This window comes from Streptomyces sp. NPDC053076, assembly GCF_044546845.1.
Lineage (GTDB): Bacteria > Actinomycetota > Actinomycetes > Streptomycetales > Streptomycetaceae > Streptomyces.
The window spans coordinates 1,156,057-1,171,048 of record NZ_JBITZL010000002.1 but is presented as its reverse complement, the minus strand read 5'-3'; the positions used below and the strand labels follow the sequence as shown (position 1 = coordinate 1,171,048).

Genomic DNA, 14,992 nt, shown 5'->3' with positions numbered 1-14,992 from the left:
CGTACGCGCGCGTGAGAGCCGTTCTCGTCGTCGTACGACACTAGGGGTGTGATCCGTTACGACGCCCTGGACGCGCTGCCCGTGCGCTCCGCCCTGCCCGCCCTGGCCGACGCCCTGGAGGAGGAGGGCACCGCCGTCCTCGTGGCGCCGCCCGGCACCGGCAAGACGACGCTGGTGCCGCTCGTGCTCGCCGGGCTGGCCGGGGGCGGTCCCGCGCGGCGGGTCGTGGTGGCCGAGCCCCGACGGATCGCGGCGCGGGCGGCGGCCCGCCGTATGGCGTGGCTGCTGGGCGAGCAGCCCGGCCGGAGCGTCGGCTTCACGGTGCGCGGCGAGCGGGCCGTCGGGCGGCACACGCGCGTGGAGGTCGTGACGACCGGTGTCCTGCTCCAGCGGCTCCAGCGCGACCAGGAGCTGGCCGGGGTGGACGCCGTCGTCCTCGACGAGTGCCATGAGCGGCATCTGGACGCCGACACGGTGGCCGCGTTCCTGTGGGACGTCCGGCAGACGCTGCGGCCGGAGCTGCGGCTGGTGGCCGCGTCGGCGACCACGGACGCCGAGGGGTGGGCGCGGTTGCTGGGCGGCGCGCCGGTGGTCGAGGCGGCCGGGGTGGCGTATCCGGTGGAGGTGGTGTGGGCTCCCCCGGCCCGTCCGGTACGGCCGCCGCACGGGATGCGGGTGGATCACGCGCTGCTGGCGCACGTGGCGTCGGTGGTACGGCGGGCGCTGGCCGAGCGGGGCGGGGACGTGCTGTGTTTCCTGCCCGGCGTGGGCGAGATCGCGCGCGTAACGGGCCTGCTGGGGGATCTCGGCGAGGTCGAGGTGCTCCAGGTGCACGGGCGGGCGCCGGCCGCGGTGCAGGACGCGGTGCTGACGGCCGGCCAGCGGCGCCGGGTGGTGCTGGCGACGTCCCTCGCGGAGTCTTCGCTGACCGTGCCCGGGGTGCGGGTGGTGGTCGACTCCGGGCTGGCGCGGGAGCCGCGGGTGGATCACGCGCGTGGGTTGAGCGGGCTGACCACCGTGCGGGCGTCGCGGGCGGCGGGGCGGCAGCGGGCGGGGCGGGCCGGGCGTGAGGCGCCGGGGGTGGTGTACCGGTGCTGGGCGGAGGCCGAGCACGGCCGTCTGCCGGCTTTTCCGGCGCCGGAGATCAAGGTGGCCGACCTCACCGCGTTCGCGCTCCAGACGGCGTGCTGGGGCGATCCGGACGCGTCTGGACTGGCGCTGCTGGACCCGCCGCCGGGCGGGGCGATGACGGCGGCGCGGGAGGTGCTGTCGGCCGTAGGAGCGGTGGACTCCACCGGGCGGGCCACGGAGGTCGGTGCGCGGCTGGCCCGCCTGGGTGTGCACCCTCGGCTGGGGCGGGCACTGCTGGACACCTCGGGTGCGGGGGCCCAGGTCGTCGCTCTGCTCTCCGAAGAGGTGCCGCGGGAGTACGGCGATGATCTCGCCGGTGCTTTGCGGCGTGCTCGGCGTGGGGGTGACGCCTACGCGGGGCGGTGGGCCGCGGAGGTGCGGCGGCTGCGGTCCGTGTCCGCCGAGTTTTCCCACCCGCCCACCCATGACCGTTCGTCACCAGTGAACGCCGAGGCCGAGGCAGACACGCCGGCCGAGGGGCGAGGCCACCCGGGACCGGACGAGGGGGGAAGCCGGACGGGGCCGGGTGAGGGACGAAGCCGCACCGAGTCGGGCGAGGGGTGGGGCCGGGCCTTGTCGGCCGGAGAGCGGGAGCGGGCGGCCGGGGGTCGGGAGCGGTCCGCTGTCCGGTCGGGTGGGGCGGGCGCGGTCGGTGCGGGTGGGCGGGGCGATGTCGGGGCGGATGGGGTGGTCGGAGCCGTCGCCGCCCTTGCCTTTCCCGAGCGGGTCGCCAGGCTCGACGGGGGGTCGTACCTCATGGCGTCCGGGACGCGGGCCGAGCCGGCCGACGGGTCCGCTCTGCGGGGCGCTCCCTGGATCGTCGTAGCCGTCGCCGATCGGCCCGTGGGCAAGGGCCACGCACGCGTGGTGCTCGGGGCCGCCGTCGACGAGGAGGTGGCGCGGGCCGCGGCCCGGCCTCTGCTCGGCGAGCGGGACGAGGTGCGCTGGGACGGCGGTGACGTCGTGGCCCGGCACGTCGAACGGCTGGGGGCGATCGAGCTGGCCGTACGCCCCCTGAAGGACGCCGACCCGGCGCTCGTGCGCGGCGCCCTCCTCGAAGGGCTGCGACAGGAGGGCTTCGGTCTGCTCCGCTGGTCGGCGGATGCCCAGGTGCTGCGACAGCGGCTCGCGTTCCTGCGAGCGCATCTCGGGGAGCCGTGGCCGGACGTGTCGGACGCCGCGCTCCACGCGCGCGTGGACGAGTGGCTTGAGCCGGAACTGAGCAGGGCCCGGCGACGGGCCGATCTCGCCCGGATCGACGCCGGGCAGGCGCTCGCGCGGCTGCTGCCCTGGGCGAGCGGGGAGGCCGCCCGGCTGGACGAGCTGGCGCCGGAGCGGATCACCGTACCGAGCGGGTCCGGAATCCGGATCGACTATCAGGATCCCGGGCGGCCGGTTCTCGCCGTCAAGCTGCAGGAGATGTTCGGGCTGCGGCAGACGCCGGCCGTGGCGGGCGTGCCGCTGCTCGTGCACCTGCTTTCCCCCGCCGGGCGGCCCGCAGCCGTCACGGCCGACCTCGCCTCCTTCTGGCGGGACGGTTACCGGGCCGTCCGGGCGGAACTGCGCGGCCGGTATCCCAAGCATCCGTGGCCGGAGGATCCGGCGACCGCCGAGCCCACGCGGCACACCAACGCCCGGCTCAGGCGGTGACCGGCTCGGGTCCCTGCGTCTGCGTGGGTGCGGGTCCGCGCGGACGGCGGGCGCGGGCCTCGAGGCAGAGGGAGAGGGCGAGGAGCAGCAGGCCGAGGCCGAGGAAGCCCCAGGGTGCGTAGGAGGTGAGGGCCAGGACGAGGGTGCGGTTCTGCTTGACCAGGGCGACCGTGTGATCGATGTAGTCGTCGCGCATCTTCACGTGCCCGGCGAAGGCGGTGACCTTGGCCCGGCCGCCCAGCAGGGTGCCGCCGCGCAGCTCCTCCTTGTGGATCTCCTCGCCGTAGACGGGCGCGCCGGTGACCGGTTCGACCCAGAACCTACGGACCGTGCTGTACCAGCGGGTGGTGCCCGTCCTGGCGACCGTCTCCGGGGTGATGCCCTGGACGGGCATGGTCTTCGGCATGGGGACCTTGGTCCAGGGGATGGTCTGTTCGAAGTAGTAGACCGGCAGGCCGCGGAAGGTGCGGGTGCCCTCGTAGTGGATGGGGCTGGTGGTGCGGGTCTGCGCGTCGAAGTACTCGTAGTCCCGTTTCTGCGTCAGGAAGGGCCACTTGAACTCGATGCCCTCGCGCTTCACCGGGTCGCCGTCGACCATCTCGCCGGCGGCGTGCACGGGGTCCTGGCTGTGGGCGTCGAAGATGTACCGCTCGGGCACCTTGGAGACCATCTTGCCGTCGGGGCCCTGGACGTAGGACAGGCTGTCCCAGACGACGACCGGCCGCCGAGCCGTCTTCCCGATCCTCTTCGCGGCCTCCGCGTCGCCCTTGAGGGTCTGCACGATGGTGACCTTGGAGACCTTCTTCGCGCGCATGGTGCCGTAGTCGAGGAGGGTGGCGCCCTTGGCCTCCAGGACCATGTCCTGGTACTGGTTCGCGGGGATGCGGGCCAGGCGCGGGAAGGCGTACCAGCGCAGCAGTGGGGACAGCGCCGCGCAGAACACGGCGCAGGCGAGCAGGAACAGGCTTGCCTTGCGGCGCATTTCCGGCCTCCCTCCCGGACGGGCGCGGCTACGGGTGCGAGGGCACCGTCGTCAGCAGCGGCTTGGGGGACGTCCGGCCCGACGGTGAGCCCAGGGCGCCGATCGTGAGGACCAGGGCGAGCGCGAGGGCGAGACCGGTCACGGCGGCGATCAGGGCACGCATGCGGCCTCCCGGCGGACGGTCCATGACCTGACTGGTTCTGATGGTTCGTCAGGTCCGGCACCGTAGCAACGGGCGGGCGAGATGAGAACAGCGGTGCACGCACGAACCAGGGCGCCCTCCCCCGCCGGAGGGGGGAGGGCGCCCTGTCGCGGCGCGTCACCCAGGGGGATGCGGCCTCGGGCGCGACGGCCTCGGCCGGCTACGGCCCTGGAAGGCAACGGCCCTGGAACGCCTCGGCCTCGCAACGCCAGGGCCCTGGAACGCTACGCCTCTGGACGCTTCGGCCTGGGACGCTACGGCCTCAGGGAGGAGGAGGCGGTCGGGTCCGGGGTCGGGCTCTCCGAGGGATCGGCAGCGGCTGCGACCTCCAGCTCCACCGTGAGCGTCGCACCGCCCGTGGTGGTGATGCGGAGCAGGAAGGTGCCGGTGGTGTCGTCGGCGTACAGCTTCGGCAGCGTGAGCAGGCCCTTGGCGTCGGTCCGGAGGCCGGAGAGCGTGCGTACGGCCTTGCCGTCGGCGTCCTTGAAGTAGGGACCCTTGTCGTTCTCCGTGGTGTCGGCCGCGGACTTGATCAGGGTGGCGGTGGCCGCGACCTTGTCGGCGACGGCGCCCTGGTACGTCGCCTTCACCTGGACCTGGTCGGTGAACTCGCCGCCCGGGGTGCAGGACAGCGGGGTGTCGCCGGTACGGGCCAGGGTGTCGGCGGCGCGCGCCGTGACGGTCGCCGTGTAGTCGACACCCTTGACCGAGCGGCCCACGACAGCGGCGGTCACCTTGAAGTCGCCGGTCTTCTCGCCGGCCTGGAGCGCGGGGGCGAGCGCGACACCCTTGGCGTCGGTGGCCACCGTGGCCACGGTCTCGCCGTCGGTGAAGGTGGCATCCGTGTCGCCGGTGATGGTGAACCGGACCCTGATCTTGGCGATGGACTTGCCGGCCTTGGTCTCGGCGCGGGTGCCGATCCGCTCGGTGAAGGCGTCGTCGGCCATCGCCGTGAGCTTCTTCGTGCCCGCGTCCTCCAGGTGGTCCACCAGGTCGGTCTGGGTCGGCGGGACGGGCGGCCGCGGCGGCTTGGGGTCGGGGGTCTCCGTGCCGCCGTCGCCGTTCCCGCCGTTGTCGTGGCCGCCGTCGTCGCTTCCGCCCTTGCCGTCGCCCTTGCCCTTGCCGTCCGAGGGCTTCTCGGGCTTGGGGTCCGGCTTGGTCCTCGGGGGCTGCGAGGGGCTCGGGGACGTGGTGGGGCCGGAGTTGTCGTCACTGCGGTGCCCGGGTACGCCGCCGGAGCCGTCGGGGACGGAGTGGGTGCCCTTGCGGTAGTACTCCATCCAGCTCAGGACCAGGTTGAGGTAGTCCTGCGAGTTGTTGTAGCTCAGGATCGCGCTGTGCAGGTCGGCCTCGCGGGACAGGTCCCAGCCGTTGCGGCACAGGTAGTGGCCCGCGGCGAGCGCCGCGTCGTAGACGTTGTTGGGGTCCTTCTTGCCGTCCCCGTTGCCGTCGCGGCCGGCCCAGGCCCAGGTGGACGGGATGAACTGCATGGGGCCGACGGCCTGGTCGTAGGTGCTGTTGCCGTCGAACGCGCCGTTGTCGGTGTCCGGGATGAGCGCGAAGCCGTTGCCGTCGAGCTGCGGGCCCAGGATCGGGTGCAGCGTGGTGCCGTCGGCGTCCACCTGCCCGCCGCGGGCCTGCCCCGACTCGACGTTGCCGATGGCGGCGAGCAGCTGCCAGGGCAGGTTGCAGCCGGCCTTGGAGGAGCGCAGTTCGGCGGCGGCCCTCCGGTACGCGTCGAGGACCGTCGCGGGAATGCCGCCCTCGGTCCTGCCCCCGGAGCCGGAGGTGCCGACGCTCGACGAGGGGCTGGGGGCGGGGCTGTTCAGCGGCGGCAGGTCCGTGTAGTACGGCGAGTTGCCGGTGGCGTTGCCGTCGCCCTCCGGTGCCGAGGTGGCGGTGCCGGCCGACGTCTGTCTGCCGTGGTCCTCGCTGATCACTCCCGGAGCCTGGGACGCGGAGAGAGCCGCGACCGCCGCCGCGGCCACGGCGGTGGTCGCCGCCCCCTTGCGCAGCCGCCTGCCGAAATGCGCCGCCATTGAGTGAACCCCTCCCGTGGACGCCCGCGCGCCCGTCTCCGTCGCTTTCCGCCTCGCTCTGGTGTGACGGTCGACCCGGCGTTCTGGTTGCCCCTGATCCGTCATTCGATCCGTGGGACGTGTGTGCGACCGTGCGCCCGGCACGGCGACGCAGGTGACCCTACGACAACTTGCTGTGAGCGGGCACCCATTGACGCCCGGATTTCACCGGTTGGCCAACTGTCGTCGGCCCGGACGCCCTCGGACGGCGTCACGCATACTGAGCGGGCCCGATCACCGGCACCGAAGCCCGGGCCGCCGAACGCTCTGGAGGCTCTGTTGCCGTTCACTCTCAGCCATGCGGCGGCCGTGCTGCCCGCGATCCGCCGGGACGGGAGTGGCCGGGGCAGGCTGGTGCCCGCGGTGCTCGTCGCGGGTTCCTTCGCGCCCGACTTGCCCTATTACACGGCGGGTGTCCTGCCGGGCGGGATGGAATTCGGCGCGGTCACGCACGCGTTCGCCGGGGTCGTCACGGTCGACGTGCTCATCGCCTGGGGCCTCGCGGGGCTGTGGCTGCTGGTCCGTGAGCCGTTGCTCGCGCTGCTGCCCCGGGGCCGGCAGGGCCGGCCGGCCGCCCTGCTGCGCTGTGGTGCGCCACGCGCGCGCGTAGGGGCCGCGTCGACGGGGTGGTGGTACTGCTCCGCCGTGACCGGCGCGCTCACCCATGTCGTGTGGGACGCGTTCACGCATCACGACCGGTGGGGCACGCGGCTGATTCCGGCCATCGGGCGGGCCCGCCCGGCGGGCGTGCCGCTGTTCACCTGGCTGCAGTACGGGTCGTCCGGGGCGGCTGCCGTGCTCATCGCGGTGTTCGTGGTGCGAGCGCTGCGGCGGTCGCCGGGCGGGACACCGGTGGGGGTGCCCGTGCTGTCCGTGCGGGACCGGTGGTGGGCGCTCGCGGTGATCGGCGGCGGTGCGCTGGCCGGGGCGGCGCAGCGGACGGCGCGGTGGCGGGCGGAGCGGGGCACTGCCGGGCGGCCGTGGGAGCTGGTGCCCACCCTGTGCTTCGGGGTGGGCACCGGGGTGGTCCTCGGGCTGCTGCTGTACGCCGTGGGGGTCAGGGTCTGGCGTCCGGTCGCCGGTCCTGAGGCGCCAGGGGATCGCGCCGAGGTGGTCGGTGCGGACCGGGGGCGGCCGGTCGCTCGGTGAGGGACGCGACGAAGACCGTGAGGGTGGGCCGGGGGCGTGATCTCGGGACCAGGGTGAGCGTGAGGGCGAGATAGCCACGGGCCAGATCGGCCCACCGGCGCCAGTCGGGCAGGCGGTCCGGGCGGCCGGCGAGCCCGCGCCGTAGGCCCTTGGTGACGTCGCGGACGGCCGTGGCCAGATCGGCCGGGATGCGGGCGGTGCTTGCGTCGGTCGCGAGGGCCGGGACCGGCGCGGCGGGCAGGGCCTGCGCCGAGGCGGTGACCGCCCGGACCCCGGTGACTGCCTCGGGCGTCCGGCGGTGAAGCATGCGTATACCCATGCCCGCAGTGTTGCGGCTTCGGGGGGCCGGGGGCGTTCTGGCGGGGGCCACGAGAGTGACGGGTTGCTCCGGGGGTTCGGCCTGTTTGGTACGGGTGGGGTAAGGGGCCGTTCCGTCCCGAGGGTGCGGAAGGGGGCGCCGGACCCGACGCGACGCATCGACCGCATCCGCCCGGCCGCGGCGCCCCCTCCATGCACGTGCCGTCGGCTAGTGCGCTGCCGATTCCCAGTCCGGGCCGACGCCCACCGAGACGTCCAGCGGGGCCCTCAGCCGCACGGCGCCGGCCATCTCGCGGCGGACGAGTTCCTCCGCCGCCGCCCGCTCGCCGGGGGCGATCTCCAGGACGATTTCGTCATGGACCTGGAGGAGCATGCGGGACTTGAGGCCCGCCTCCCGCAGTGCGCCGTCCACCTTGAGCATGGCGATCTTGACGATGTCCGCCGCGGTGCCCTGGATGGGCGCGTTGAGGGCCATGCGTTCGGCCGCCTCGCGGCGCTGGCGGTTGTCGCTGTTGAGGTCGGGGAGGTAGCGGCGGCGACCGAAGAGCGTCGCCGTGTAACCCGTGGCCCGCGCCTCGTCGACCGCTCGGCGCAGATAGTCCCGGACCCCGCCGAAGCGCTCGAAGTACGCGTCCATCAGGGCGCGGGCCTCGGCCGCCTCGATGTTCAGCTGCTGGGAAAGGCCGAACGCGGACAGGCCGTAGGCGAGGCCGTACGACATCGCCTTGATCTTGCGCCGCATCTCCGCGTCGACCGCGCCGGGCTCGACGGCGAACACCTGGGAGGCGGCGGTGGTGTGCAGGTCCTCGCCGGAGGTGAACGCCTGGATCAGGCCCGCGTCCTCGGAGAGGTGGGCCATCACACGCAGTTCGATCTGGCTGTAGTCCGCGGTCATCAGGGACTCGAAGCCCTCGCCGACCACGAAGCCCCGGCGGATCGCCCGCCCCTCGTCCGTGCGGACGGGGATGTTCTGGAGGTTGGGGTCCGTGGAGGAGAGGCGCCCGGTCGCGGCCACCGTCTGGTTGAAGGTGGTGTGGATACGGCCGTCGCCCGCGATGGTCTTGATCAGGCCCTCGACGGTGACGCGGAGCTTCGCCTGCTCCCGGTGCCGGAGCATGATCACCGGCAGTTCGTTGTCGGTCTGGCCGGCGAGCCAGGCCAGGGCGTCGGCGTCGGTGGTGTAGCCGGTCTTGGTCTTCTTCGTCTTCGGCAGCGCCAGCTCGCCGAAAAGGACCTCCTGGAGCTGCTTGGGCGAGCCCAGATTGAACTCGTGGCCGGCCGCCGCGTGCGCCTCCTTCACGGCCTGCTGCACCGCACCCGCGAACATCTGTTCCATCGTTTCGAGGTGCGTCCGGTCGGCCGCGATGCCGTGCCGCTCCATGCGGGCGAGCAGGGCGGAGGTGGGCAGCTCCATGTCACGCAGGAGGTCGGCGGCGCCGACTTCCTCCAGACGGGTCCGGAACGCCTCGCCGAGGTCGAGGACGGCGCGGGCCTGGATCATCAGGGCCTCGGCCTCGGCACCGTCGTCCGCACCGAAGGCCAGCTGGCCGTCGGCCGTGGCGGCGGGGGTCAGCTCGCGGTGCAGGTACTCCAGGGAGAGCGCGTCCAGGTCGAAGGAACGGCGGCCGGGCTTGACCAGGTAGGCGGCGAGCGCGGTGTCCATGGTCACGCCCTCGACGGACCAGCCGTGCTCGGCGCAGACGCGCATGGCGCCCTTGGCGTTGTGGAGCACCTTGGGCCGGCCCGGGTCGGCCAGCCAGCCCGCGAACGCGTTCTCGTCCGCCTCGTCCAGCTCGGAGGGGTCGAACCAGGCCGCCGCTCCCCCGGCCGCGGCGAGGGCGACCTCGGCGACGGAGCCGGTGCCCAGCGCCCAGGTGTCCACGGTGGCGACGCCCAGGGTCCCAGTGGCGTGCGCGGCGAGCCAGGGGGCCAGCTCGCCGGTGTGCAGGATCCTGCCGTCGATCTCGATGCCGTCCGCGGCGACCGGGGCGGCCTCGGCCTCCTCCGTGCCCGGGTCGACGGCGAAGAGCCGCTCACGCAGGGACGGGTTGCGGATCTCCAGGGTGTCGAGGATCATCGCGACGGCCTTGCGGTCGTACGGGGCCCGCTCCAGGTCGGCGACCGCCTTCGGCAGCTCCACCTGGCGCTCCAGCTCGGTCAGGACGCGGTTGAGCTTGACCGCCTCCAGGTGGTCGCGGAGGTTCTGGCCGGCCTTGCCCTTGACCTCGTCGGCGCGCTCGACCAGCTCGGCGAAGGAGCCGAACTGGTTGATCCACTTCGCGGCGGTCTTCTCACCGACACCGGGGATGCCGGGCAGGTTGTCGGACGGGTCGCCGCGCAGGGCCGCGAAGTCCGGGTACTGGGTGGGCGTCAATCCGTACTTCTCGAAAACCTTCTCCGGTGTGAACCGGGTCAGCTCCGAGACGCCCTTGGTCGGGTAGAGCACGGTGGTGTGCTCGCTGACCAGCTGGAAGGAGTCGCGGTCACCGGTGACGATCAGCACCTCGAAGCCCGCGGCCTCGGCCTGGGTGGCGAGCGTGGCGATCACGTCGTCCGCCTCGAAGCCCTCGACGGCGAAGCGCGGGGCCCGCATCGCGTCGAGCAGCTCGCCGATCAGCTCGACCTGGCCCTTGAACTCGTCCGGGGTCTTGGAGCGGTTCGCCTTGTACTCGGTGAACCGCTCGGAGCGCCAGGTCTTGCGGGAGACGTCGAAGGCGACCGCGAAGTGCGTGGGCGCCTCGTCACGCAGGGTGTTGGCCAGCATCGACGCGAAGCCGTAGATCGCGTTCGTCGGCTGGCCGGTCGCGGTCGTGAAGTTCTCCGCGGGCAGCGCGAAGAACGCGCGGTAGGCCAGCGAGTGCCCGTCCATGAGCATCAGCCGGGGACGGGTGCCGCCGGGGGTCTTGTCGGTCTGCTTCGGTGCTGTCTCTGCCACGCCCCCGATCCTGCCACGCCGCACCGACAGTCCGGGCCGGACGGTTCCCTCCCCCGGAACAGCGCGGTGCTGACCCGTCACTCACCGCGACGGGGACGCCTCGCGAGTGATGCGGCCGGCCCGTGCCAAGCCCGCCCGGTACAGGTGTCAGTGCCCCGTGGGAGGATCGTCGGCGTACTTCTCACACGCAGTCGAAGGGGACCGTGCGATGGCGACGAAGCCGCCCAAGGGTGATCCGGTTCAGGACGCGCCGCAGGTCACGGAGCCGAAGCACACGGCGGCGGGGCTGCCGGCCGTCGGGCACACCCTGCGCATCGCCCAGCGGCAGATGGGAGTCAGGCGCACCGCGCTGACGCTGCTGCGCGTGAACCAGAAGGACGGCTTCGACTGCCCGGGCTGCGCCTGGCCGGAGCCGGAGCACCGGCACGCGGCGGAGTTCTGCGAGAACGGCGCCAAGGCGGTCGCCGAGGAGGCCACGCTGCGCCGGGTCACGCCGGAGTTCTTCGCGGCGCACTCCGTCGCGGACCTCTCCGGCCGCAGCGGCTACTGGCTGGGCCAGCAGGGCCGGCTCACGCACCCGATGTATCTGCCCGAGGGGGGCACGCACTACGAGCCGGTCTCCTGGGAGCGGGCCTTCGGCATCGTCGCCGAGGAGATCGCCGCCCTCGGCTCCCCGGACGAGGCGGTCTTCTACACCTCGGGCCGCACCAGCAACGAGGCCGCGTTCCTGTACCAGCTGTTCGCGCGCGAGCTGGGCACGAACAACCTGCCGGACTGCTCGAACATGTGCCACGAGTCGTCCGGGTCGGCGCTCAGCGAGACCATCGGGATCGGCAAGGGCAGTGTCCTGCTGGAGGATCTGTACCAGGCCGACCTGATCATCGTGGCGGGCCAGAACCCGGGCACGAACCATCCGCGCATGCTCTCCGCGCTGGAGAAGGCCAAGGCCAACGGCGCCAAGGTCATCAGCGTCAACCCGCTGCCCGAGGCGGGCCTGGAGCGCTTCAAGAACCCGCAGACCCCGCAGGGCCTCCTCAAGGGCGCCGCCCTGACCGACCTGTTCCTGCAGATCCGCATCGGCGGTGACCAGGCCCTCTTCCGGCTCCTCAACAAGCTCGTCCTGGAGACGGACGGCGCGGTCGACGAGGAGTTCGTCCGCGAGCACACGCACGGCTTCGCGGAGTTCACGGAGACCGCGCGTGCCGCCGACTGGGCGGAGACGCTCGCGGCGACCGGCCTCACGCGCGCGGAGATCGAGAAGGCCCTCGGCATGGTTCTCGCCTCGAAGCGGACCATCGTCTGCTGGGCCATGGGCCTCACCCAGCACAAGCACGCCGTCCCGACCATCCGCGAGGTGGTCAACTTCCTGCTGCTGCGCGGCAACATCGGCCGGCCGGGGGCGGGCGTGTGCCCGGTGCGCGGGCACAGCAACGTCCAGGGCGACCGCACCATGGGCATCTTCGAGCGGCCCGCCCCGGCCTTCCTGGACGCCCTGGAGAAGGAGTTCGGGTTCGCGCCGCCGCGCGAGCACGGCTTCGATGTCGTACGGGCCATCCGCGCGCTGCGTGACGGCGAGGCGAAGGTCTTCTTCGCCATGGGCGGCAACTTCGTCTCCGCCTCGCCCGACACGGAGGTCACCGAGGCGGCGATGCGCCGCGCGCGGCTGACCGTCCATGTGTCGACCAAGCTGAACCGCTCGCACGTGGTCACGGGCGCGCGGGCGCTGATCCTGCCGACGCTGGGCCGGACCGAGCGCGATCTGCAGGGCGGCGGCGAGCAGTTCGTGACGGTGGAGGACTCCATGGGCATGGTGCACGCCTCGCGCGGGCGCCTGCGGCCCGCGAGCCCGCAGCTCAGGTCCGAGCCGGCCATCGTCTGCGGTCTGGCGCGCCGGGTGCTCGGCGAGCGCAGCGTCGTGCCCTGGGAGGAGTTCGAGAGGGACTACGCGACCGTCCGGGACCGTATCGCGCGCGTGATCCCGGGTTTCGAGGACTTCAACGCGCGCGTCGCCCGGCCCGGCGGCTTCGCGCTGCCGCACGCACCGCGCGACGAGCGCCGTTTCCCGACCGCCACGGGCAAGGCGAACTTCACCGCGGCGCCGGTGGAGTACCCGGCGCTGCCCGAGGGCCGGCTGCTGTTGCAGACCCTGCGCTCGCACGATCAGTACAACACCACGATCTACGGGCTCGACGACCGTTACCGGGGCATCACGGGCGGGCGCCGGGTGGTGCTGGTGCACCCCGAGGACGCGAGGTCGCTCGGGGTCGCCGAGGGGGCGTACGTCGACCTGGTGAGCGAGTGGCGGGACGGGGTGGAGCGGCGGGCGCCCGGCTTCCGGGTCGTGCTGTATCCGACGGCCCGGGGCTGTGCGGCGGCGTACTACCCCGAGACGAACGTGCTGGTGCCGCTCGACGCCACCGCCGACACCAGCAACACACCGGCCAGCAAGTCCGTCGTCGTACGCCTCGAGGGTCATTCCGAAGGCCGTCTGGAACAATCGGCGACCGACTGAGCGTTTGCTCAGTGAGCAGGCAGGTGGATGACGAACGGAGCCGGGCCCATGGGTGAGCAGCAGCAAGTGAAGTTCCCGCAGGAGATCATCGACGAGTACGCGGCGCTCGGTGTGGACCTGCCCGCCCTGTTCTCGGCCGGTCATCTGGGCACGCGCATGGGGGTGCAGATCCTGGAGGCGTCGCCGGACAAGGTCGTCGGCACCATGCCGGTGGAGGGCAACACCCAGCCGTACGGCCTGCTGCACGGCGGCGCCTCGGCGGTGCTTGCGGAGACCCTGGGCTCGGTCGGCTCCATGCTGCACGGCGGCACCTCGAAGATCGCCGTCGGTGTCGACCTGAACTGCACGCACCACCGCGGGGTCCGCTCGGGCCTGGTGACGGGCGTGGCCACGCCGGTGCACCGGGGCCGGTCCACGGCGACGTACGAGATCGTGATCAGTGACGAGGAGGGCCGCCGGGTCTGCTCCGCCCGCCTGACCTGTCTGCTGCGGGACGTGCGCCCGGGCGACGGCCCGACGGAGTCCACCGGAAGCTGATCCCCCGCTTCCGCGGAGGACCGGGCTGGCTTCCTCGGAGGACCGAGCCCGCATCCACGGAGGACCGGGCCCGCTTCCACGGGAAAGTCGAGCCCGCTTCCGCCGAAGCGTTGCCCCTCGCCGCCCCTCCCCTTAGCTTCGGCACATGGGACGGCGAGGAGGCCCCCCGCCGGGGGTGAGGTTCCTGGTGCTCGGACTGGCGCTGCCGGCGATGCTGTGCGCGGCGGGCTGCGCCGACCCCGCCGGCTCCTCGACCGCCCCCGCCGGCTCCCCACGCCCCGTCGGCTCCCCCGCCGGCCCGGGCGGCCCGCCGCGCCCCACCGGCTCCCCCGTAGCCCCCTCCGCCGGTTCCTCCGTCGACCCCTCCGCCGATCCCGCCCCGACCTCCGACGCGGCCCTGTGCGCCCGGCTCATCGCCCACTGGGCGCGCGAGGCACTCGACGGTGACACCTATGGCGACTATCAGTCGATGGGCCTGTCCCACGGGCAGTACGAGATCCTGATGCGCGTCGTGGACGCCGGACGGGCCGTCAGACGCCGTCAAGGGGTATCCGCCGCCGAAGAGTTGATGGACCGCCGGGCACGTACGGCCTGCGCCGCGCGTTATCGACACGGGGCCCCGACCGGAAGTCCCTGGTCATGAGCGGCATCGGCCCGCTGGAGCCCGGCGAGGGCACGCGCGCGCGGGACGACCGGCCGCAGCAGGACCCGCGACCGGCGGGACGGGCGCGTACGGCCCCGACGGAGCGGTACGCCCGGTACCGGCGGATCACCTTCACCCTGCTCGCGGCGACCGTTCTGCTGGGAGGCGGCGGATACCTCTACGCCACCCGTCCGCAGCAGCCGCCACCGCGCCCCGAACGCCCGCGCCCACAGGCGCCCTACCCCGTCCAAGTGGCGGACGTCACCTACCTCGACGGCCGCCCCACCCCGGCCGGCGCCCCGGCGCGCAGTTTCAGCTTCGCCGTCCTACTGAGCGTGACATCGGGACCGCCCGTCACCGTGACGCGAGTGACCCAGCCCTACGAGGGACTGTCCCTGACGACGGAACCTCAACTTCCGTTCCAGACAAAGGCCGGTTCCGCCCGCAAGATCACGATAACGATGCACGTGACGAAATGCGGAAGAGTCCCCAGGAACGCCAGCCTCCCTTTCCTGGACGTAACTCTGCGTAATGTGCGTGCAATACAGGAGCAAAGCTTCATCCTGGGCCGCCGCTACGCGCAGCACCTCTCGCAGGCTCTGGAAGTCGCCTGCAGCAACGGACATATGTAATCAGCAAAACGGCCGAGACGCCTGGATGGATCATGTCGAGTCCTGCGGATTCTCAGAATGCGGACGTCGCGAATCCACCTGAATTCCGCCTTCCCGCCCACGGAGTACCGCTGTGCAATACGCCGTGTCATAACAAGAGCGTCACAGCCTCGGTCAGACACTCCTCCACGTTCCCCACACACGCCTAGAGTCACGGCCAGTCACCGCGCCTTCGATTGTCAAT

Annotated in this window: 11 protein-coding genes; 6 read left to right on the top strand and 5 right to left on the bottom strand. The window is 72.7% G+C overall.

Annotated features, from left to right (window positions below; all coding sequences use genetic code 11):
* Positions 1–48 precede the first annotated feature (48 nt).
* The gene (locus tag ACIGYR_RS12490; protein ID WP_399595349.1) at positions 49–2,781 is read left to right on the top strand and encodes an ATP-dependent RNA helicase; all 2,733 of its coding nucleotides are present in this window, start codon (positions 49–51) and stop codon (positions 2,779–2,781) included.
* Here ACIGYR_RS12490 and ACIGYR_RS12485 read toward each other — a convergent pair.
* From ACIGYR_RS12485 to ACIGYR_RS12475, 3 genes are all read right to left on the bottom strand, one after another.
* Positions 2,771–3,763 (bottom strand): DUF3068 domain-containing protein, encoded by a 993-nt coding sequence (locus tag ACIGYR_RS12485; protein WP_399595352.1) that lies wholly within the window; start codon positions 3,761–3,763, stop codon positions 2,771–2,773. The genes ACIGYR_RS12490 and ACIGYR_RS12485 overlap by 11 nt on opposite strands.
* A gap of 28 nt (positions 3,764–3,791) precedes the next feature.
* Complete coding sequence (locus ACIGYR_RS12480) at positions 3,792–3,926, bottom strand: SPW_0924 family protein (RefSeq protein ID WP_399595354.1); 135 nt, start codon at positions 3,924–3,926, stop codon at positions 3,792–3,794.
* A gap of 293 nt (positions 3,927–4,219) precedes the next feature.
* The gene (locus tag ACIGYR_RS12475; protein ID WP_399595356.1) at positions 4,220–6,004 is read right to left on the bottom strand and encodes a lytic transglycosylase domain-containing protein; all 1,785 of its coding nucleotides are present in this window, start codon (positions 6,002–6,004) and stop codon (positions 4,220–4,222) included.
* A gap of 318 nt (positions 6,005–6,322) precedes the next feature.
* On the opposite strand from ACIGYR_RS12475, the gene ACIGYR_RS12470 reads away from it, so the two are divergent.
* On the top strand, positions 6,323–7,192 hold the full coding sequence (locus tag ACIGYR_RS12470; protein ID WP_399595358.1) for a DUF4184 family protein: 870 nt from the start codon (positions 6,323–6,325) through the stop codon (positions 7,190–7,192).
* Here ACIGYR_RS12470 and ACIGYR_RS12465 read toward each other — a convergent pair.
* The gene (locus ACIGYR_RS12465) at positions 7,101–7,511 is read right to left on the bottom strand and encodes a hypothetical protein (protein ID WP_399595360.1); all 411 of its coding nucleotides are present in this window, start codon (positions 7,509–7,511) and stop codon (positions 7,101–7,103) included. The two genes, ACIGYR_RS12470 and ACIGYR_RS12465, sit on opposite strands and share 92 nt — an antisense overlap.
* Before the next feature lie 207 nt (positions 7,512–7,718).
* A complete protein-coding gene (gene polA / locus ACIGYR_RS12460) occupies positions 7,719–10,445 on the bottom strand; it encodes a DNA polymerase I (protein WP_399595362.1) in 2,727 nt (908 codons plus the stop codon).
* A gap of 208 nt (positions 10,446–10,653) precedes the next feature.
* Here polA and ACIGYR_RS12455 point away from each other — a divergent pair, with 208 nt between their 5' ends.
* From ACIGYR_RS12455 to ACIGYR_RS12440, 4 genes are all read left to right on the top strand, one after another.
* Positions 10,654–12,957 carry an FdhF/YdeP family oxidoreductase gene (locus ACIGYR_RS12455; RefSeq protein WP_399595364.1) on the top strand — a complete coding sequence of 768 codons (2,304 nt, stop codon included), beginning with the start codon at positions 10,654–10,656 and terminating at the stop codon, positions 12,955–12,957.
* 48 nt (positions 12,958–13,005) lie between these two features.
* Positions 13,006–13,494 carry a PaaI family thioesterase gene (locus ACIGYR_RS12450; RefSeq protein WP_391839310.1) on the top strand — a complete coding sequence of 163 codons (489 nt, stop codon included), beginning with the start codon at positions 13,006–13,008 and terminating at the stop codon, positions 13,492–13,494.
* 145 nt (positions 13,495–13,639) lie between these two features.
* The gene (locus ACIGYR_RS12445) at positions 13,640–14,137 is read left to right on the top strand and encodes a hypothetical protein (RefSeq protein ID WP_399595367.1); all 498 of its coding nucleotides are present in this window, start codon (positions 13,640–13,642) and stop codon (positions 14,135–14,137) included.
* Positions 14,134–14,769 carry a Tat pathway signal sequence domain protein gene (locus tag ACIGYR_RS12440; protein ID WP_399595368.1) on the top strand — a complete coding sequence of 212 codons (636 nt, stop codon included), beginning with the start codon at positions 14,134–14,136 and terminating at the stop codon, positions 14,767–14,769. Before ACIGYR_RS12445 ends, ACIGYR_RS12440 begins: the two co-directional genes overlap by 4 nt.
* The last annotated feature ends 223 nt before the right edge of the window (positions 14,770–14,992 follow it).

What these genes read in the sequence shown, in the direction of transcription:
- ACIGYR_RS12485 (WP_399595352.1), bottom strand. Translation starts at nt 3,763, where the DNA reads ATGCGCCGCAAGGCAAGCCTGTTCCTGCTCGCCTGCGCCGTGTTCTGC.
- ACIGYR_RS12480 (WP_399595354.1), bottom strand. Translation starts at nt 3,926, where the DNA reads ATGCGTGCCCTGATCGCCGCCGTGACCGGTCTCGCCCTCGCGCTCGCC.
- ACIGYR_RS12475 (WP_399595356.1), bottom strand. Translation starts at nt 6,004, where the DNA reads ATGGCGGCGCATTTCGGCAGGCGGCTGCGCAAGGGGGCGGCGACCACC.
- ACIGYR_RS12465 (WP_399595360.1), bottom strand. Translation starts at nt 7,511, where the DNA reads ATGGGTATACGCATGCTTCACCGCCGGACGCCCGAGGCAGTCACCGGG.
- ACIGYR_RS12455 (WP_399595364.1), top strand. Translation starts at nt 10,654, where the DNA reads ATGGCGACGAAGCCGCCCAAGGGTGATCCGGTTCAGGACGCGCCGCAG.
- ACIGYR_RS12450 (WP_391839310.1), top strand. Translation starts at nt 13,006, where the DNA reads ATGGGTGAGCAGCAGCAAGTGAAGTTCCCGCAGGAGATCATCGACGAG.
- ACIGYR_RS12445 (WP_399595367.1), top strand. Translation starts at nt 13,640, where the DNA reads ATGGGACGGCGAGGAGGCCCCCCGCCGGGGGTGAGGTTCCTGGTGCTC.
- ACIGYR_RS12440 (WP_399595368.1), top strand. Translation starts at nt 14,134, where the DNA reads ATGAGCGGCATCGGCCCGCTGGAGCCCGGCGAGGGCACGCGCGCGCGG.